This is a genomic window from Thioclava marina (assembly GCF_002020135.1).
Taxonomy (GTDB): Bacteria; Pseudomonadota; Alphaproteobacteria; order Rhodobacterales; family Rhodobacteraceae; genus Thioclava; species Thioclava marina.
In genome coordinates, this window is record NZ_MPZS01000001.1 from 472,854 (window position 1) to 491,142 (window position 18,289).

The following is an 18,289-nucleotide window of genomic DNA, read 5'->3' on the forward strand; positions in this document are numbered from 1 at the left end:
CCGTGAGGCGATAGAGGTTTTGGATCAACCGGCGGGCAGGCGCCGCGCCTCTTCCAGAAGCGCAGACAGGACGGGCGTGCGCGGGTCGCGTTGCGGCAGGATAAGCGCAACCTTCTGTCGCCGCGACGCGCCTTCGAGCGGCACGAGTGCCACGTCTTTGCCGCCCGCGACAAAGCTGGCCACATCCTTGGGCAGGACGGTCATGCAATGGCCCGACGCCACGCTCGCCACCAGCGCGATGATGGAATTCGACTCGATGCAGGTCGCCGGGGTCACGCCGCTTTCGGCAAAGAGCTGGTTGATGATCCGCCGGTTCTGCATGTCAGGTGTCAGCAGCGCCAGCGTCTGCCCGTCCAGGTCGGACCAGGCCATCTTGGTCTTGCTCGCAAACGGAGAATTGCGGGCACAGACGAGAATATAGCTTTCGTCATAGAGTTCGGCGGCATCGAGCCGGCCGAGAGACTCATTCTCCAGATAGGAGATCCCGGCATCTGCCTCGAAATCGTCGAGCATCTGCAGAATCTCGCGCGAGTTGCGCGACAGGATGGTGAAGCGCACGCCCGGATGACGCTTCGCAAACGCGGTGCACAGTCGCCCGGCCCAGGTCTGCGCTGTGGGGATCACCGCCAGCCGCACTTCGCCGGTCAGCCCCTGCCGCCGGATCCGCACCTCGTCGTGCAATCGGCGCGCATCATCGACGATACGCTTGGCCCAGGACAAAGCGGTCTCGCCCTCGGGCGTCAGACCGCCAAACCGCGAGCCACGATGTACCAGCTGCACGCCCAGCTGCGCCTCCAGCTGCTTGATCCCGGCCGACAGCGTCGGCTGCGCGATGTTCAACCGTTCGGCCGCACGTCCGAAATGTCCTTCCTTGGCCAGCGCGATGAACATTTCCAGCTTGTCCAGCATCGGCGGTCTTTCCTGCGGCGCTTGCTTGGAAGGCCGGGGCGCAACATACGCCCCGGCCCGATCTGTCATTCAACCGGAACGGCTTGCAGTTCGGGTTCGTCATGGTGGTGGTGTTCCTTGACCGGCTTCATCAGCAGGTTGGCAAAGAACGCCACGACCAGCAGCGCCGCCATGCAATACATGGTGGTGTTGTAGAGCGACGGGGTCGGGTCGATCGTGCCGTCAGGCGCAATTTCCATCAGCTTGGCGATGGTCACGGTCTTGGCCGCGACCAGCTGATCCAACTGCGTCAACGGGGCGCCGAATTTCTCGGCAAAGGCCGCCGGGTCGACCTTGGCGGCCAGATTCTGGATCGCGTTCGTCACCGACATCTGCCGCAGCGAGGTAATGGCCAGAGGCCCCAGCACGCCTGCGGTGGACCACGCCGTCAGCAACCGCCCGTGGATGCCGCCCACATGCATCGTTCCGAACATGTCGGCGAGGTAGGCCGGGATCGTCGCGAACCCGCCGCCGTACATCGAGAAGATGATCATCGTCGCGGCGTAGAAGCCGATCAGGTAGATCATTGCCGGGGTGGTGGCCACGGCGGAGGCGAAATAGGGGATCGACAGGTACAGGATAGTGCCCAAAACGAAGAAGCACATGTATGTCGCCTTGCGACCGATGTAGTCCGAAGTCGACGCCCAGAAGAAGCGCCCCACCATGTTGAAGACCGAGATCATCAGCACGTAGGTCGAGGCGAACGCCGCCGTGACTACCAGAGGCATCACCGAGCCGAAGATTTCCGACATCATCGTCTTGGCTACTCCGATCACGCCGATACCGGCGGTCACGTTGAAGCACAGCATCACCCACATCTGCCAGAATTGCGGCGTCTTCAGAGCCTGGTCGATATGGACGTTGTTTTGCGACACCATGCCCGAGGCGACGGGCTTGGGCTCCCATCCGGCGGGCTTCCAGCCCTCGGCCGGAACGCGATACTGGAACGAGGCCAGGATCATGACGATGAAATAGACGATGCCCAGCGTCATGAAGGTCTGTGCCGCGCCCGTATTGCCGGTGCCCACGACATAGACGCCCGCATCGCCGCCGAAGCTCGCGGCCTGCGCGGCGCTGGCCACGACGACCTCGACCTTGCCCGCGGCGGTCTCGGCGAAGACGCGGCCGTTCTCGACCACGGTCGCGACGGCGTCTTGCGCGCCGAGGAAGTCGGGGGCCTTCTGGAACACGCCCAGCAGCCAGCCCTTCACCGGGGCCGCGATCATTGCGCCGCCGCCGAAGCCCATGATCGCCATGCCCGTCGCCATGCCACGCCGGTCCGGGAACCAGCGGATCAGCGTCGAGACCGGCGAGACATAGCCCAGCCCCAGCCCGCAGCCGCCCAGCACGCCGTAGCCCAGGTAGATCAGCCACAGCTGATGCGCGGCGATGCCGAACGAGCCGATGATGAAGCCGCCGCCCCACAGGAACGCGGCCACCACGCCGACCATGCGCGGCCCGACCTCTTCCAGCCACTTGCCCGCGAAGGCCGCGGCGAGGCCCAGAAAAACGATCGCCACCGAGAAGATCCAGACGACCGAGCTCAGCGACCAGTCATCGGCGGCGGGCGCGACCACGCCAAGCGCGCGCGTCAGCGGCGGGTTGAACACCGACCAGGCGTAGACCGAGCCGATGCACAGGTGAATGGCGATGGATGCCGGCGGAACCCGCCAGCGGTTGAAACCGGGTTCGGCGACGATGCGGCTCTTGTGCAAAAAGCCCAGCGCCCCGCCAGAAGCGTTGCTCATGTAATTTCCTCCCATGGTCTTGACAGAACGCCCCGGTCTCCTCCCCGGGCCGCTCCGGCGGCATGCGATGGCATGCCCCGGCAGAAGCAGGCAATTCAGCCCTTGCGTTGTCAAGAAGATTATTTATATATATCAAGATCTTGCGAGATCATTATGTCCCGCAAGCCCGCTCCACCCCCGAATAAACTGGACATTTTGTCTCGACCCGCTCGGCGCGGGAGGACGAAATCTGGTCATTGCGTCCGGTTCAGTCGGTACGCGCGACGGGCAGGACGATTTCGAACCGGCTGCCACGCCCGGGCGTCGAGCTCGCGGAAATCCGCCCGCCGGCGCGACTCACGAGCTGCTGGCTGATCGACAGGCCCAGCCCCGTGCCCTGCGCCTGCTTGGTGGTGAAGAACGGGTCGAAGATGCGCGGCAGCACCGACGGGTCGATGCCGGTGCCGGTATCCTCGACGCTCAGGATGACCTCGCCGGACGCCTCGGTCGTGGCCACGCGAAGTGTCCCGCCGCCGGGCATGGCGTGGACTGCGTTCAGGATCAGGTTGACGACGACTTGCTGCAATTCTGTCCGCGACATGTGCACTTGCGACGTGCACTTGGTCTCAACAATGCTGGTGATGCCCGCCGCTTGAATCTGGTGCCGGGTCAAGACAAGGCAATCTCGGGCCACTTGCGACAGGTCCACCAACCTGTCGGCGCCGGAATATTCCTCTGGCCGCGCGAAATGCAGCAGCTTCGAGACGATGACGCCGATGCGATAGACCTGATCGTCGATCAGGCGGAACTCCTCTTCGGCCCGGCGCCCGTCTTCTCCAAGGTTGCTGCGCGCAAGGTCCAGATTGCCCTGGATCACCGCGACCGGGTTGTTGATTTCATGCGCGACAGAAGCGGTGATCTCGCCCACAGCGGCCAGTTTCTCGGATATGATCAGGCGTTCGGTGGTCTGTTCCAGTCGCTGGTTGGCCTCGCGCAATTCGCGGGTGCGCTCGTCCACGCGATGCTCCAGCGTCTCGCCCCATTGTCGCAGCTCGCGGTCGCGTTGTTCGAGCCGGTCGAGCAGGCTGTCGAAATGTCGCGCGACCTGTGCGATCTCGCCATCCATATCGACCGGTGCGTTGCGCGCGCCCAGATCGCCGCTTTCGACCCGGTCGATGGTGCGGGTCATCCCTTCGAGAGGGCGAAAGATATGCCCCGCCCACCGCAGGAAAACAGGAACCGACGCCAGCGCGATGAACAGGAATGCCAAGCTCAGCGTGATGACCGAATTGCGCTTGGCCGCGCTGAAGGGCGTTTCGAGAAAGCCGACATAAAGCATCCCGACCGGCGTTCCGAAACTGTCGCGAATAGGTTCGTAGGCCGAGATATACCAGTCATTGACGACAAAGGCGCGATCCAGCCAGATACGGCCTTCGCCCAGAACCTGCGCGCGGACCTCGGCAGAGACCCGGGTTCCCAGCGCGCGGACATTCTCGAACAGGCGGACATTGGTGGAAATGCGCACGTCATCCAGAAACAGCGTCGCGGTGCCCTGGCTGCCCTCGGGCAGGCTTTCGGCGCGGTAGACAAGCGCGTTGATCGTATCGATGAAGCCGAGGTTTCGGTTCAGCAGGACGCCTCCCGCCAACGCTGCCCGCGTTCCGTCCGGAAGGGTCAGCGGCGCGGCTGAATGAATGACCATGCCGCGCGCCTCGACGGTGCGCTCCGTGGGCACCGCGCCGCGGGTGGGGACCAGGGGAATTTCGGCTCGCGTAGCCAGGCCGGGGGATAGCCCTGCCAGCATGTCCGCATCGAACACGTCGATCGTGCTTTGCCACTTCCCGTCAAGCGCATCTCGGATGACAGGCCAGGTCGTGTCGCGCGTGACATGCAGGAAATCGAGCCCGAGCCGAGCGCGCTCCTGCTCCAGGAAGGCGTCGATTGTACCGCCGTCGAGCGCGGTTTGCATCGCCACAGAGCGCGCGACGGCATCGACTCGCTCACCAGAGGTTTCGATCAGCCGTCCGAGGTATTGATCCGCGATGGTCAGGTCGCCGGTGACCTTGTTGAGCAGGATTGCGTCCACCTTGCCCGACCAGCGCCAGACGGTGCCGCCCAGCAGAACCGGCAAGAGCACCAGCATCGGCAGCAGCGCGATCACCAGGAGGCGCACCCGGACGGACCGCAAGGCCTTGGGCAGGCGCGACATCACCTACAGCCCCCAAGTCGCACATTTTCGGTCAATCGTCTTGCGCGAGACACCCAATCGCCGCGCGGCCTCGGCCCGGTTGCCGCCAAGCGCCTCGAGAGCACGAAGAATTTCGCGCTTTTCCATCTCCTCCAGTGGCGCAATTTCACCTGGCGCAACGGCGTGCCCGAGCGTTTCCAGCGGGAACCGCCCAAAGATCAGCGCCCGTTCGACGAAATTGTGCAGCTCGCGAATATTTCCGGGCCAGTCATGGCGCAGCATGGCAGACCGCACGGCAGAGGTCATCTCGACCATCGGAAGGTTGAGCGCTGCCGCGATCTCGGCCTGGAACAGCTCGGCGAGGTCCAGAACATCGGTGCCGCGATCCTTGAGGGGAGGCATGGCCACGTCGATGACGTTGATGCGAAACAGCAGGTCCTCGCGGAAATGACCCGCCTGCACGGCCTTTTGCAGCGATTTGCTGGACGCGATGACAAAGCGCAGGTCCAATTGCACGTCGCGCCCGGTGCCGATGGGTCGGATCACGCCGTCTTCGAGCACGCGCAGAAGCGCTGTCTGCGCGTTTGCGCTCAACTCGCTGACATCGTCAAGGAAAACGGTCCCGCCGGAAGCCTGCGCGAGCAAACCCTCGCGCCCGCCCTGTGCGCCAGGAAAGGCCCCGGCTCCATGACCGAACAATTCGTACTCGATCATGTCGGCCGGAATCGCGCCGCACTGGATCGCGACGAACGGGGATGCGCCGCGCCCGGACTGACCATGCAGATGGCGCGCGGCGACCTCCTTGCCCGACCCGGATGGCCCCGTGATCAGCACCGGCGTGGACAGTGGTGCCACGCGCTCCAGCAGCGCACGGACCTCGGCAATGACAGGCGAGGCCCCGATCAGCTCCTTGCGGCGATTGCCGCTGGCGACGGTATCCAGCTCCCGCCGCAAAAGCGCGTTTTCGCGTTTCAACTGCGCCAGTTGCAGACATTTGCGCAACGCGTTCAGGATCTGGTTCGACCGGAAGGGTTTGACCAGGAAGTCCGAGGCTCCCGCACGCATCGCGTCGATCGCCGTCTGCAGGTCCGCGTAGGCCGTGATCAGGATCGTGTCGGTAAAGCCGCCCTTGGAGCGCTGTTCCTGAAGCCAGTCGAGGCCTTTCTGCCCTGGCATGATATTGTCGAGCACCATTACGTCGTATTGGCGCGCCGCCAGCATCGCTTCGGCGGCGCGGGTATCTTCTGCACTGTCGACATGTCTTGAGAGAGGATGCAGCGTGTTCACAAGGAAATGCCGCATCCCCGGCTCGTCATCAACGATAAGGATACGAGCCGCCCTGAGCGGATCGGTCCCGTCTCCGGGCGCTTGCAGCATGAACACCTCCCAGTTGCTGCGGTCAGAAGACTATGCAAAGTCCTGCAAACTCTCCCGCACAGTGTATCCCTTGCGCCAAGCGGCCAGAAATTCAAGGCTGGCATTACTTTTTTCAAGGGCGCCTTGAATGGAGAGCTTTACTTTCCGCAGCGAAAGTCGGCTTCGGCACACCGCGCTTCGGAAATCCAGGACAACGAGAAAGACCGCTTCGATCCGCTTGCGTCTGGTCCTCTGATCAAGGGAGCCTATCAAGCGCCAGGTGCCGCGCTCGCTGAAGTCCGTTTCGAACCGACGAAGCTTGTGAGGAAGGGGATTTGTGCGCGCCGGTTCCGGTTCAGTTTGGAGCGTTTCGCGGGAAGGTTTCTGTGGCGCGCCCAAGCGGGTTGCCCCCCTCTCTCGTCGACGCCCCTCGGCGTGGTATCTTGCTCACGCGGCTCACTGGATGTTGGTCTCGCGCTATGCGCCGATACCGGCACCGGGAGCACGACCGCGCGAATAAAGCGCTCTTCACGAGCCTCGAGACTGTCTTGGCCCAGCTGACGGGCGCTCCCAAGCCAGTCGAATTTCTCTGCCTGCTCAGCGAAACCGCCACACTCGCGAACGCCAAGCGGATCGCTAACTCTCGACTGCCCGGACGTGATGCGCGACGAGATCGCGCAGCGGATCGACGGGAGCCGCACCGACCGTGACGACGAAGGCGTTGCAAGCGCTTTGCTCAGGAAACCGGCCAACATCAACGAAGGCTGACGGCCCTAAATCACAGGAAAGACACAGAAAAAGGGCGCGGTGCATTCCGCGCCCTTTTCCGTTCTCATTGGCATGGTCGGCGAGGCCGAGAGGAGCCTGCGGGATCAAGCCATTTGCCCCCCGATTGCGGCAGCGGAGCCTTTCAGCTGAACACGATCGGTCGCGCAGCGCCCCCTGCCCCGACCTCCGCCTTAGCGCTCGGTCAGCTTCAGTTCGATCCGGCGGTTCTTGGCGCGTGCCTCGGGCGTGTCGGCGGTATCGACGGGATCGTATTGGCCGAAGCCTGCCGCCGCGAGCCGTTCGGGCGGGAAGCCCAAAGCCTCGACCATGTATTTCACCACGGAGAGCGCGCGGGCCTGGCTGAGTTCCCAGTTATCCTTGAACTCTCCCTGACCCGAGAGCGGCGTCGCGTCGGTATGACCGTCGACGCGGATGATCCAGGGGATGTCCTTCGGGATCTCGCCGCTGAGCTGATCGAGCAACCCCGTCACCTGCTTGATCTGCGCGCGGCCCGCATCCGAGAGCGTGGCGGAGGCGGGCGCGAAGAGCACCTCGGAGGAGAAGACGAAGCGGTCGCCCTCGACCTTCACGCCTTCCTTGCCGCGCAGAAGCTGCGACAGGCGGCCGAAGAACTCCGAACGGTAATTCTGCAGATCCTTCGCCTCGGCCTCGGCCTTCTTGCGCGCAGCCTCCTCGAGATCGGCGCGTTTCTTTTCCTCGGCGGCGGCCCGCGCGAGGGCGGCGTTGAGCTGCTGGCCGAGATTGTCGATCTGGACCTTGGCCTCGGAATCCTTCTGCTGCGCCTCGTCGAGCACGTTTTGCAGCTGCGCGAGCTGGCTGCGCAGCGCCGCGACCTGCTGGTTCAAAAGCGCCACCTTCTTCGCCGCATCGTCCGAGATCTGCGTCTGTTTCTCGAGCGCCTGCTGAGCGGTGAGCTTCAGCGCAGCCTGTTTTTCGGCCTCGGAGAGCTGCTGGTCGAGCTGGGCTTGCAGATCCTTCTTCGCGACCTGGGCAGCGGCCAGAAGGGTCAGCGTGTCCTCGGCCTGCTTGCGCGCCTCTTCGAGCTGAAGCGTCATCGCCGCGACCTCTTCGCCCGATTTCGTCAGCTTGTCGCGCAGATCGGCGATGGTTTCCTTGCTCAGCCGGATCTCGTCGGCCTTGGCGCTGGCATCGGCCTGCGCGGCATTGCGTTCCCCGATCAGCTGGGCGACGCGGGCCTCGAACTCGGTGATCTTCTGGTTGGCGGTATCGAGCGCTGCCTGCCGCGTCTCGAGTTGCGAGGTGAGCGTGGCAATCAGGGTCTGCTGCTGATCGGCCTTGTCCCGCGCATTCTCAAGCTGCCCCGTCAGCGTCTGGCTCCGGGTCTGTTCGAGCGACAGCGCCCGGGCGAGGTTCGCGACCTGCTCGTTGAGCGCGGTCAACTCGCCTTCCTTCGTGGTCAGCGTGTCGCGCAGCACCGATTGCACGATCATGAAGATCGACAGCACGAACATCAGCACCAGCAGGAGCGCCGTCATCGCATCGACGAAGCCGGGCCAGATATTCGTGGAAAAACGGCCGGAGTTGCGGCGGGCAAGCGCCATGGATCACTCCTCGATACGTGGCTTGTAGCCGAGAATGGCGCGGGTGAGAGCCGCGAAATCGTGGCGCAGATCGGCCATGCTTTCCTGCCGGCCCGCCGAGATTTCCTCGAGCATCCGCATCATCTGCTGATCGATCGAGCGCAACCGCATCCGCGTCTCCATCAGCGCCTCGGCCTCGGGCGCGCCTTCTTCGGTGCGCGCGGCCAGCCGGTCGAGCGAGGCGATCAGCCGCTCCTGCCCGTCGGCCATTATCTGCAACGCATTCTGCTGACGCGCGCGGGCATCCATCTCGGCGCCGAGCCGCTCGGACAGGTCGTGGATCGCGTTCGACAGATGGGCAATGCGCGCCTCGGTCTGCACGCGCCCCGCATCCGAGCGCACGAAGAGCGTCTGGATCTGCTCCATCTGCTCGGCCATGTGATCGAGCACGCCCGCGACCATCGAACCCTCGCCATCGCCCCCTTCGAGCGCGGTAAAGGACAGCCGGGTGATCGAGGAAATCCATTCCTCCAGCTCGCGGTAGAACCGGTTCTGGCCGTGGCTGACGAACAGCTCCAGCAGCCCCACCACCAGCGAGCCCGCAAGCCCCAGAAGCGAAGAGGAGAACGCCGTGCCCATGCCGCCGAGCTGCGCCTCGAGCCCGGTCATCAGATTGTCGAAGACGCCCATCGCGCTGTCGCCCTCTTTCGGGGCGAGGGCGCGGATCGTCTCGACCACCGCGGGCACCGTGGTCGCAAGCCCGTAGAAGGTGCCCAGCAGGCCGAGGAAGATCAGAAGGCCCGCGATATAGCGGGTGATGTCGCGCGCCTCGTCGATCCGGGTCGCAACGGATTCGAGGATCGAGCGGCCAGAGGAGGAGGACACCGCGCGCCGCGCTTCGCGCGAGCCAAGAAGGGCCGCGAGCGGCGCCAGCACGGAAGGTGCGCGCACCTGCGGGCGGCCGGGGCGGTCGGCGGCGAAGCTCTCGATCCAGTTCACCGCCTGCACCAGTTGCACCACCTGCCAGAAACAGGCGAGGATGCCAAAGACGAAGACGGCGGCGATCACCCCGTTGAGCCAGGGATTTGCTAGGAAAATCGGGAAGATGCGCGAATAGGCGAAATAGCCTCCGGCCCCCACGAGCCCGAGCACCAGCAACATCAGCAGCACCTGCCGTACGGGTTGCGAAAATTGCGGCTCTAGCCGGATCGGCTCTTGCATCATTGCCCCTCTTGCCTGTTTGGCCAGAGCCTAGCGGGGGCTTCGCATTTCGCCAAGGCCTATCGCGACAGTTCACGAACCCGTGCCGCCAGCGCATCAAGATGCGGATCGGGAATCCCCAATTCGTGCAGATGTGCCGCCGTATTGAACAGATAGTCGCGATTCGGCCCGCGCCCGCCATGTGCCTGCGAGATGATCGCGGCCTGCTCGTCATGGGTCAGCCCGCCGCAATACTGGTCATGGTGGCGGTCGATCACGTAGGTCACCGCCTCGACCCGCCGTCCGTCCGCCAGATCGAGCGCCACGCGGGTCTCCAGATAGGCCGAGGTTACCAGCTCGCGCTTGCGCAGATAGGCCATCACCTCGGCCTCCTGCCCCGCGCGGACCGAAAAGGCGAGCCCCGCGCAATCGCCCTGCCCCGCATCGAGCGCCAGCACCAGACCCGGCGCCTCGGGCGTTCCGCGATGCACGAGCGAACGCAGGCAGAAGCTGCGCTCCCAGCCCGGCGCGCGGGCGAGAACCCGTTCAGCCGGGTCAAACCCCGGATCCCAGATCAGCGAGCCATAGCCGAAGATCCAGATCGTTTCGTCGTGTGACTGGTCCTGCATGCGATCAGCCCTTACATGGAGGGCGAAGGATTTGCAAAGAGGCCGCGGGCAATGCGCAAACTGATCTGGCTGGTGGTGATCGCGACGCTCGCCTATGCGGGCTACTGGTTCTTTGGCGCGCGCAAGATCGAGGAAGGCGCGCAGGCGATGATCGTGCAGGCGCGTTCCGAGGGCTGGGGCGATGCGCAGTCGGTGTCCCTGGCGGGTTTTCCCTCGCGCTTCGATCTGACCTTCGACAAGCCCGAGCTGCGTGACCGGAACGGCGCGTGGAGCTGGAAAGCCCCCTTCGCGCAGCTGTTCGCGCTGGGATATGCGCCCAATGAGCTGATCGCCTATCTGCCCTCGGGCCAGACGATCACCCTCGGGGATCGGAGCTACACGCTCGACCTTGCCGATATGCGCGCCTCAACGACGGTGGGCTACTCGACCGCGCTGCCGCTCGAAGAGGCGATCGCGGTGCTGAGCAATCCGGTTCTGAAACCCGATACGGGCACCGCCCCGACGCTTGCCGCCGACCAGATCCGGCTGGCGATATCGCGTGAGGACAAGGCGCAGGGCGCGCTCAAGGGGGCCGCCGAGGCAAGCGGCCTGGTGATGCCCGCTGCCGCCTACCGGCTTGGCGCGGAGGCGGTGAACCTGACGCTGCCGCCCGATCTTGCGAAGGAACTGGCCCCCAAGGCAGGCCTGCCGGCAACCGTCGCCCGGCTGCATCTCGACGCGATCGCGGGACTGCGCGCGCCGATCACCCAGGCCGCCGCCCAGGAAGGTCTACCGGGTCTGATGACGTTCTCGGTGAGCGATCTGTCCCTGAGCTGGGGCGGCAACGATCTCTCGGCCAAGGGCGATCTGACCATCGACCCGAGCGGCTATCCCGAAGGCACGATCATGATCCGCTCGGCCTCATGGAAAAACTGGATCGACATCGCGCGCGGGCTTGGCATGATCGGCAAGGACGAGGTGAAGGTGCTGCGCACGGTCGGCACGATGATGGCGGCCAACGACCCGGGCAATGCGCTCGAAGTGCCGATGGTTTTTCATAACGGCCTGATGAGCCTCGGGCCCATCCCGCTCGGCGCGGCCCCGCAATTCCTCGCTCAGCGGCAGTAGGGGCCGGAGCGATAGCTGGCCACATCGACATGGATGTGGTCCTGATGGAAACGATCCGATTTCGGCCCGAGCACAGTTCCGAACGGCCCGCAGGCCGATTTGTGCATCCGCTTGATCACCGGCCCCTTGCGCCAGTCGTTGAGCACGCTGAGCGTCGAGCCGTCGCGCAGGATCACGCCCGAGACGTCGATCGCGTTGCCCTTCGCATGTTCCGACAGTTTCGCGCCGCGCTGCGAATTGCGGCTCCGGCAGGCATAGGAGGCTGCGATGCGGATCGACTCGATTCCGCCCCCACGCTTTCCGACCGCAGGCTTGATGCCGCGATCGACCCAGCGCTTGAAGGCCTTGGCCGTGGTGCAATTGACCCGCGCGGGGCTCGTGAGGCGAATGCCGGACACGGCGGTGATCTGAACCGGATTGGCGATCCCGCAGGCACCGGCCCCATCAATCGGCGCGATCTCCTGCCCTTCGAGTCCTGCGATTCCGCAAAGCTCGCCCGAGGAGGAATAGCGCGCTGTAAGCCGCTCTTCGCCGCCCCGCCCGCAGGAGCCGAGCGCCATCAGCGCCGCGAGGCCGATGATGGGCGCGCCCCTCATTCGTCCTTTTTCGGCACGGCGCGACCGAAATCCGGCGCGTCCGTATCCTGCCCCGCCTCGATGATGCCGCGGCGGATCGCGCGGGTGCGGGTGAAATAGTCGTGCAGCATATCGCCATCGCCCATGCGGATCGCGCGTTGCAACATGAAGAGTTCCTCGGTGAAGCGGCCCAGGATGTCGAGCGTGGCTTCCTTGTTGGTTAGGAACACATCGCGCCACATCGTCGGATCAGAGGCCGCGATCCGGGTGAAGTCTCGAAAACCCGTGGCCGAATATTTGATGACTTCCTCGTGTGTTACACGACGAAGGTGATCTGCCACGCCGACCATCGTGTAGGCGATCAGGTGGGGCGTGTGCGACACGACCGAGAGCACGAGATCATGATGATCGGGCGCCATCTCATCGACATTCGCCCCCATCGCCGTGACGAGGGATTTCACCCGATCGAGCGCCTTCCGGTCGGTGCCTTCCAGCGGCGTGAAAAGCCACCAGCGGTTCATGAAGAGCGTGGCGAAACCCGCGCGCGGACCCGATTGCTCGGTCCCGGCCAGCGGGTGACCGGGGATGAAATGTACGCCTTCGGGGATGTGCGGACCGACCGCGTCGATCACCGCGCGCTTGACCGAGCCGACATCGGTCACGGTCGCACCGGGCGCCAGATGCGGGGCGATCTCTGCGGCGATCTTGCCCATCACACCGACCGGCACGCAAAGCACCACCAGATCGGCGCCCTCCACCGCTTCGGCGGCGCTCTCGTAGACCGCATCGACAAGACCGATTTCGAGCGCGGTCTCGCGCGTCTCGGCCGAGCGCGCATGGCCCACGATCTCGCCCGCGAGGCCCTTCTCGCGCATCGCGCGCGCCATCGATGAGGCGATCAGCCCCAGCCCGATCAGCGCGACCTTCTGGTAGATCACGCTCATGCGCCCGTCGCGCCCCCGGCCTTGAACACCCCGATCAGATGCGCGACCCGACGGCACGACGGTTCGTCGCCCACGGTGACTCGCAGGCAGTTGGGCAGCTTGTAGCCGGCCACGCGCCGCACGATGATCCCTTCGGATTTCAGATATTCGTCACAGGCCGACGCTTCCTCTTCGGAGGCGAACCGCGCGAGGATGAAATTCGCCGTGGATGTATCTGACGGAACGCCTTTTTCGGCCAGCGCCTCGGCCAGCCAGGCACGCAGGCGCGTGTTGTCGTCGCGGCATTTGTTGACCCAGTCCTGATCGCGCACCGCCGCCTCGGCGGTCTCGAGTTGCGCGGTCGACAGGTTGAACGGCCCGCGAATGCGGTTGAGCACGTCGATCACCTCGCGATCGCCATAGCCCCAGCCCACGCGCAAGCCACCCAGACCGTAAATCTTCGAGAAGGTCCGCGTCATGAAGACGTTGGGCAGCCGTGTCGCAAGCTCCGCGCCCCCATCATAGCCCTCGACATATTCGGCATAGGCGCTGTCGATCACCAGAAGCGCGCCTTTCGGCAGGCCGGTCGCAAGCCGTTCCAGCTCGGCTAGCCCGATCATCGTGCCGGTCGGGTTGTTCGGGTTGGCGAGGAAGACGAGCTTGGTCTTCTTCGTGCAGGCCGCGAGGATCGCGTCGACATCGGTGGTGCGCTCACGCTCGGGCACCTCGATGGGGGTGCCGCCGGCCGCCTTGGTCGAAATGCGGTACATCAGGAAGCCGTGCTCGGTGAACACGACTTCGTCGCGCGGGCCGACATAGGCCTGGCAAAGGAAGTGGATGATCTCGTCGGAGCCCACGCCGCAGATGATGCGATCGGGATCGAGCCCGTGCACATCGCCGATCGCCTGGCGCAGTTTCGCGTGATCGGTCGAGGGATAGCGGTGCATCGAATGCGCACATTTCGCGAATGCATCCTTGGCCTTGTCGGAAGGGCCGAAGGGGTTCTCGTTCGAGCTGAGCTTCACCGCATCGGTGCGCCCCGCCACATGGGCCGCACCGCCCTGATAGAGCTCGATGTCCATAATACCGGGCTGGGGGCGAATATGCGTCGTCATGGGGCACTCCTGAATCTTGCCCGAGTTCTATCCTCACCGTCCGCTCAGGGCTAGTCAGAAGATCACCCGTTCGCGAGGCGCGGCAAGGGTGCAACGGGTGGACGAGGAAAGCGGGTCACAGAACGACCGCCCGGCCCTGCGCAGGGCTGGACCCGATCGCCGGGTGGGCGCCCGACTTTGGAGATCATCGCTTGATCCCTGACAGATCCGGACAGGCTTGATCCGCGCACTGGGAACGAAAGCGCCCGTCCGAGAGGGCGGTCGGGCACTGGCCGGGCCGCGTTGCGGCGGACCCGCGCACAGGTGATCGGCCAGTCTCGCCAAAGGAAAAAGGCCGCACCCTGCGGCGCGGCCTTTCCTGAACTTCGGCGAAGACTGAGAGATCAGTTCTTCGCGTAGAATTCGACGACGAGGTTCGGTTCCATCATCACCGCGTAGGGCACGTCCGACAGGGCCGGGGTGCGCACGAATTTCGCGGTCATCTTGTTGTGGTCGACTTCGAGGTAGTCGGGGACGTCACGCTCGGCCGACTGCACGGCTTCGAGAACGAGAGCCATCTGCTTCGACTTCTCGCGGACTTCGACCACGTCGCCTTCTTTCAGGCGGTACGAGGGGATGTTCACTTTCTTGCCGTTCACCAGCACGTGGCCGTGGTTCACGAACTGACGCGCCGCGAAGATCGTCGGCACGAATTTGGCGCGGTAGACCAGCGCGTCGAGACGGCGCTCGAGCAGACCGATCAGGTTTTCACCGGTGTCGCCTTTCACACGCTCGGCTTCGGCGTAGATGCGGCGGAACTGCTTCTCGGTGAGGTCGCCATAGTAGCCCTTGAGCTTCTGCTTGGCGCGCAGCTGGGTGCCGAAATCCGACATCTTGCCCTTGCGGCGCTGGCCGTGCTGGCCGGGGCCGTATTCGCGGCGGTTGACCGGCGACTTGGCGCGGCCCCAGATGTTTTCGCCCATGCGGCGGTCGATCTTGTACTTGGCAGAGGTGCGTTTCGTCATCTCTGATCTCCTTCTTTAAAGTTCGAAGGGCGTTGTCCTCCTCCGTCCACCCTATCCGGGCTTCGGGCGACAGGTTTCCCCTTGCGAGGTCCACCAACACCAATGAATAACCCCGGCAACTCTCGTTACCGGGATGGCGGGCTTATACAGGCTGCGATGGGGGTGTCAACCGTCCTGCGCGCCGTTTTCACCAAGGCCCGACGGGTTCGTCGGCGCATCCGTCCTGGCGACTCGCCTCAACGCCTCGAACGCCGTAGCACGATTGGCCGGATCATGCAGCAGCGCGTTGCGCAGGTGGTCGGCCTCTTCCAGATGCCCCAGCTCGCACGCCGCGCGGTAGCGGGTCGCGAGCGCCTCCGGCTCTGCGCCCAGACGATGCGCCGCATTGGACGCCTCTTCCCAATGACCCAGCCGCAACGCAAGCCGCATCAGCTGGCGCGCCGCATCCGCGTTCTGCGGATCAAGCGCGAGCGCCTTCGCAAACGCCGCCCGCGCCTCCTCGGGCTGCCGGATGGCGAGCCGCACGCGGCCCAGATCGAACCAGGCGACGGCATAACCGGGGTCGCGGGCGATCGCGCGGGTCAGCCAATCGGCCACCTCCCCGGGCTGGCCGGCCGCCTCCAGGACCTTCGCGAGATCGTAGAAGATCGGTGCGGGTGCATCCTCGCGCGCGGCTTCGTGGCGCAGGACCGCCTCGGCCCCCGCCCAATCCTGCGCGGCAATCAGATGCCCGAGTTTCGCCAATCCGCTCATGACCGAAGCTTTCCCGAGAATCGTTGCGGATGCGAGAGGATTGTCACAAGCCTGTCGTGCGGCGCTGTCACTAGACGCGCGAGTTGAGACCGGAGACCCCGATGCAGAAGATGTTCGACACCGCCCTGCCCTTCTGGCGCGGCAACCTGCACACCCATTCGACGCTTTCGGATGGCTGCCTCGAACCGGCCGAAGTCTGCCGCCGCTACAAGGCGGAAGGCTATGACTTCCTCGCGCTCACCGATCACTTCATCGGCCTCTTCAACTACCCGATCGCGGATACAGTGGATTTTCGCGATGACAGCTTCACGACGATCCTCGGGGCCGAGCTGCATTCCGGCCCGATGGAAAACGGCGAGCTGTGGCATATCCTCGCCGTGGGCCTGCCTGCCGATTTCGCCCCGGGCGACGCGCCGCATTTCCGCCCCGTCGAGGGGATGGAAAGCGGCCCCGAGATCGCCGCGCGCGCGGTCGAGGCAGGCGCTTTCGTCGCCATCGCCCATCCGCAATGGTCGGGGATGACGATGAATGACGCGCGCTCGATCGAGGCGGCGCACGCGGTCGAGACCTATAACCACGGCTGCGCGATGGGCTGCGACCGGGCGGATGGGTTCCATACGCTCGACCTGCTGCTGTCCGAGGGCAAGCGGCTCAACCTGATCGCCACGGATGACGCGCATTTCACCGAGCCGGACCATTTCGGCGGCTGGGTGATGGTAGGGGCCGAAGCGAACACCCCCGAGGCGCTGTTGGACGCGCTCAAATCGGGCCATTACTATTCGAGCCAGGGGCCGGAGTTGCGCCAGATCAGCTGGGACGGCAAGACGATCACGGTGGAAAGCTCGGCGGTGGCTTCGGTCATCGTGCAAGGTCACGGCATCGCGGCGGTCGCCAAGCACGGAACCTCGCTCACCAAAACCGAAGTGCCGCTGTCGCGCTTCAACGGCTCGCCCTGGATCCGGGTCTCGGTGATCGACGCGGCGGGCAAGCGCGCCTGGTCGAACCCGATCTGGCGCGAGACCGCCTGAGCCCTCACGCCACCTTCACCCCTTCGTCAGTCCCGCGCGATCAGAGTTGATCCCGCGCCCCCTGTTCGCCGCCGTCAACCGCTCCATGATAACGCTAACAGGACGCGTACCGGGCGGCGCATCCTGCCCCGGACTGCGCCGCGAGAGGCCGCGCCGGGAGGCGGACCGGGAGATCCCGCCGCAAATGGAGGAGACGCCCGACCCCAGGAGGAAACCATGACACAGACCAATCGTCGCGCGCGCCTCGCAAAGACCGTGGGCCTTGCGGGCAAGAGCCTTCTCGCGCTCGGGCTGATCGCGGGGGCCGCGCAGGCCGGCTCCGTGAAAGCATCCGATTTCGGCGCGGATTTCGCCGCGATGGCGCAGCTCAAGGACGTGGCGGCCAAGGGCAAAGGCAAGGTCGGCGTGCTGCTGCCCGACACCGCGAGCTCGGCGCGCTACACCTCTTTCGACGCGCCCTATCTGAAAAAAGCCTTCGCGGCAGCGGGGCTTGCGGCGGATGACCTGATCATCACCAACGCGCAAGGCTCGGAGGCCGACCAGCTCACCCAGGCCCAGACCGACATTTCGCAGGGCGCGACCGTGCTCCTGCTCGACCCGATCTCCTCGGGCGGCGGTGCTGCGGTCGAGAAATACGCCGCCGAGCATGGCGTGAAGGTCATCGACTATGACCGCCTGACCGTGGGCGGCTCGCGCGACTATTATGTCAGCTTCGACAATGTCGCGGTCGGCAAGCTGATCGGCAAGGGCATGGAAGAGTGCATCGCCGACTGGCAGATCGACAGCCCCGACATCCTGGTCATGGCGGGTTCGCCCGACGACAACAACGCCACGCTCTTCAAGCAGGGCTACATGGATGTGCTCTCGCCAATGTTCAAAGACGGCACCTACAAGAACGCGGGCGAGCCCGCAGGCACCTGGGATCCGTCGGTGGCGCGCACCACCTTCGAGCAGCAATTCACCGCGCATGAGAATATCAACGCGGTCGTGACGCCCAACGACGACAACGCAAACGCCGTCATCTCCTATCTCAAGACCCTGCATGTACCCGCCAAGGCCTTCCCGACCACCGGTCAGGACGCGACGCTGACGGGGCTGCAAAACATCCTCACCGGCTATCAATGCGGCACGGTCTACAAGCCGATCTACCTCGAGGCTCAGGCTGCGGCTGCGCTCGCGCTGTATCTGCGCGCGGGCGACACACCCCCGGACGCTCTCGTGAACGGCCAGACGATGGACAGCGCGCAGAAGGCCGAGGTGCCCTCGATCCTGATGGTGCCGATCTGGGTCACGCCGAAGAACATGGCCGCGACCGTGGTGAAGGACGGGTTCGTCGACAGCGCGAAGCTCTGCACCGGCGATGCGGCGGGCGCGTGCAAAGCCGCCGGTATCGGGCAGTCGTAAGA

At 64.9% G+C, this 18,289-nt stretch carries 15 protein-coding genes; 3 read left to right on the forward strand and 12 right to left on the reverse strand.

The genetic code is table 11. From position 1 onward, the window contains the following. Positions 1–24: 24 nt before the first annotated feature. The 7 genes from BMG00_RS02260 to BMG00_RS02290 form a co-directional block, all read right to left on the reverse strand. Positions 25–909 carry a LysR family transcriptional regulator gene (locus BMG00_RS02260; RefSeq protein ID WP_078573264.1) on the reverse strand — a complete coding sequence of 295 codons (885 nt, stop codon included), beginning with the start codon at positions 907–909 and terminating at the stop codon, positions 25–27. Between the two features lie 65 nt (positions 910–974). Continuing rightward, positions 975–2,696, reverse strand: a complete 1,722-nt coding sequence (locus tag BMG00_RS02265; RefSeq protein WP_078530671.1) for an OFA family MFS transporter — start codon at positions 2,694–2,696, stop codon at positions 975–977. Between the two features lie 247 nt (positions 2,697–2,943). Next, positions 2,944–4,884, reverse strand: a complete 1,941-nt coding sequence (locus BMG00_RS02270) for a sensor histidine kinase (RefSeq protein ID WP_078573265.1) — start codon at positions 4,882–4,884, stop codon at positions 2,944–2,946. Between the two features lie 3 nt (positions 4,885–4,887). Continuing rightward, positions 4,888–6,240 (reverse strand): sigma-54-dependent transcriptional regulator, encoded by a 1,353-nt coding sequence (locus tag BMG00_RS02275; RefSeq protein WP_078530669.1) that lies wholly within the window; start codon positions 6,238–6,240, stop codon positions 4,888–4,890. Positions 6,241–7,178: 938 nt separating this feature from the next. Then, positions 7,179–8,570 carry a peptidoglycan -binding protein gene (locus BMG00_RS02280; protein WP_078530668.1) on the reverse strand — a complete coding sequence of 464 codons (1,392 nt, stop codon included), beginning with the start codon at positions 8,568–8,570 and terminating at the stop codon, positions 7,179–7,181. 3 nt (positions 8,571–8,573) lie between these two features. Continuing rightward, entirely contained in the window at positions 8,574–9,773 is a 1,200-nt protein-coding gene (locus BMG00_RS02285; protein WP_078573266.1) for a biopolymer transporter ExbB, read from the reverse strand. A 56-nt stretch (positions 9,774–9,829) separates the two neighbouring features. Next, a complete protein-coding gene (locus BMG00_RS02290; RefSeq protein ID WP_211274110.1) occupies positions 9,830–10,378 on the reverse strand; it encodes a gamma-glutamylcyclotransferase in 549 nt (182 codons plus the stop codon). Between the two features lie 51 nt (positions 10,379–10,429). On the opposite strand from BMG00_RS02290, the gene BMG00_RS02295 reads away from it, so the two are divergent. After that, a complete protein-coding gene (locus tag BMG00_RS02295) occupies positions 10,430–11,485 on the forward strand; it encodes a DUF2125 domain-containing protein (protein ID WP_158521668.1) in 1,056 nt (351 codons plus the stop codon). Here the strand turns inward: BMG00_RS02295 and BMG00_RS02300 are convergent. The 5 genes from BMG00_RS02300 to BMG00_RS02320 all read right to left on the reverse strand — a co-directional run bounded on the left by BMG00_RS02300 (position 11,473) and on the right by BMG00_RS02320 (position 15,855). Further along, entirely contained in the window at positions 11,473–12,081 is a 609-nt protein-coding gene (locus BMG00_RS02300; protein WP_078573268.1) for an extensin-like domain-containing protein, read from the reverse strand. The genes BMG00_RS02295 and BMG00_RS02300 overlap by 13 nt on opposite strands. After that, complete coding sequence (locus BMG00_RS02305; protein WP_078573269.1) at positions 12,078–13,004, reverse strand: prephenate/arogenate dehydrogenase family protein; 927 nt, start codon at positions 13,002–13,004, stop codon at positions 12,078–12,080. Before BMG00_RS02305 ends, BMG00_RS02300 begins: the two co-directional genes overlap by 4 nt. Then, on the reverse strand, positions 13,001–14,098 hold the full coding sequence (gene hisC, locus BMG00_RS02310) for a histidinol-phosphate transaminase (protein WP_078530663.1): 1,098 nt from the start codon (positions 14,096–14,098) through the stop codon (positions 13,001–13,003). The genes BMG00_RS02305 and hisC overlap by 4 nt, the downstream gene beginning before the upstream one ends. 383 nt (positions 14,099–14,481) lie before the next feature. Then, entirely contained in the window at positions 14,482–15,102 is a 621-nt protein-coding gene (gene rpsD / locus BMG00_RS02315) for a 30S ribosomal protein S4 (RefSeq protein ID WP_078530662.1), read from the reverse strand. A gap of 165 nt (positions 15,103–15,267) precedes the next feature. Beyond that, on the reverse strand, positions 15,268–15,855 hold the full coding sequence (locus tag BMG00_RS02320) for a tetratricopeptide repeat protein (protein ID WP_078573270.1): 588 nt from the start codon (positions 15,853–15,855) through the stop codon (positions 15,268–15,270). A gap of 101 nt (positions 15,856–15,956) precedes the next feature. Between BMG00_RS02320 and BMG00_RS02325 the strand changes: the two genes are divergently transcribed. Then, entirely contained in the window at positions 15,957–16,883 is a 927-nt protein-coding gene (locus BMG00_RS02325) for a PHP domain-containing protein (protein WP_093469868.1), read from the forward strand. Positions 16,884–17,099: 216 nt separating this feature from the next. After that, positions 17,100–18,287: a sugar ABC transporter substrate-binding protein gene (locus BMG00_RS02330; RefSeq protein WP_078573271.1), complete on the forward strand. Its 1,188-nt coding sequence runs from the start codon at positions 17,100–17,102 to the stop codon at positions 18,285–18,287. Positions 18,288–18,289 lie beyond the last annotated feature (2 nt).

What these genes read in the sequence shown, in the direction of transcription:
- BMG00_RS02270 (WP_078573265.1), bottom strand. Translation starts at nt 4,884, where the DNA reads ATGTCGCGCCTGCCCAAGGCCTTGCGGTCCGTCCGGGTGCGCCTCCTG.
- BMG00_RS02320 (WP_078573270.1), bottom strand. Translation starts at nt 15,855, where the DNA reads ATGAGCGGATTGGCGAAACTCGGGCATCTGATTGCCGCGCAGGATTGG.
- hisC (WP_078530663.1), bottom strand. Translation starts at nt 14,098, where the DNA reads ATGACGACGCATATTCGCCCCCAGCCCGGTATTATGGACATCGAGCTC.
- BMG00_RS02290 (WP_211274110.1), bottom strand. Translation starts at nt 10,378, where the DNA reads ATGCAGGACCAGTCACACGACGAAACGATCTGGATCTTCGGCTATGGC.
- BMG00_RS02325 (WP_093469868.1), top strand. Translation starts at nt 15,957, where the DNA reads ATGCAGAAGATGTTCGACACCGCCCTGCCCTTCTGGCGCGGCAACCTG.
- BMG00_RS02280 (WP_078530668.1), bottom strand. Translation starts at nt 8,570, where the DNA reads ATGGCGCTTGCCCGCCGCAACTCCGGCCGTTTTTCCACGAATATCTGG.
- BMG00_RS02330 (WP_078573271.1), top strand. Translation starts at nt 17,100, where the DNA reads ATGACACAGACCAATCGTCGCGCGCGCCTCGCAAAGACCGTGGGCCTT.
- rpsD (WP_078530662.1), bottom strand. Translation starts at nt 15,102, where the DNA reads ATGACGAAACGCACCTCTGCCAAGTACAAGATCGACCGCCGCATGGGC.
- BMG00_RS02300 (WP_078573268.1), bottom strand. Translation starts at nt 12,081, where the DNA reads ATGAGGGGCGCGCCCATCATCGGCCTCGCGGCGCTGATGGCGCTCGGC.
- BMG00_RS02275 (WP_078530669.1), bottom strand. Translation starts at nt 6,240, where the DNA reads ATGCTGCAAGCGCCCGGAGACGGGACCGATCCGCTCAGGGCGGCTCGT.
- BMG00_RS02305 (WP_078573269.1), bottom strand. Translation starts at nt 13,004, where the DNA reads ATGAGCGTGATCTACCAGAAGGTCGCGCTGATCGGGCTGGGGCTGATC.
- BMG00_RS02285 (WP_078573266.1), bottom strand. Translation starts at nt 9,773, where the DNA reads ATGATGCAAGAGCCGATCCGGCTAGAGCCGCAATTTTCGCAACCCGTA.
- BMG00_RS02265 (WP_078530671.1), bottom strand. Translation starts at nt 2,696, where the DNA reads ATGAGCAACGCTTCTGGCGGGGCGCTGGGCTTTTTGCACAAGAGCCGC.
- BMG00_RS02260 (WP_078573264.1), bottom strand. Translation starts at nt 909, where the DNA reads ATGCTGGACAAGCTGGAAATGTTCATCGCGCTGGCCAAGGAAGGACAT.
- BMG00_RS02295 (WP_158521668.1), top strand. Translation starts at nt 10,430, where the DNA reads ATGCGCAAACTGATCTGGCTGGTGGTGATCGCGACGCTCGCCTATGCG.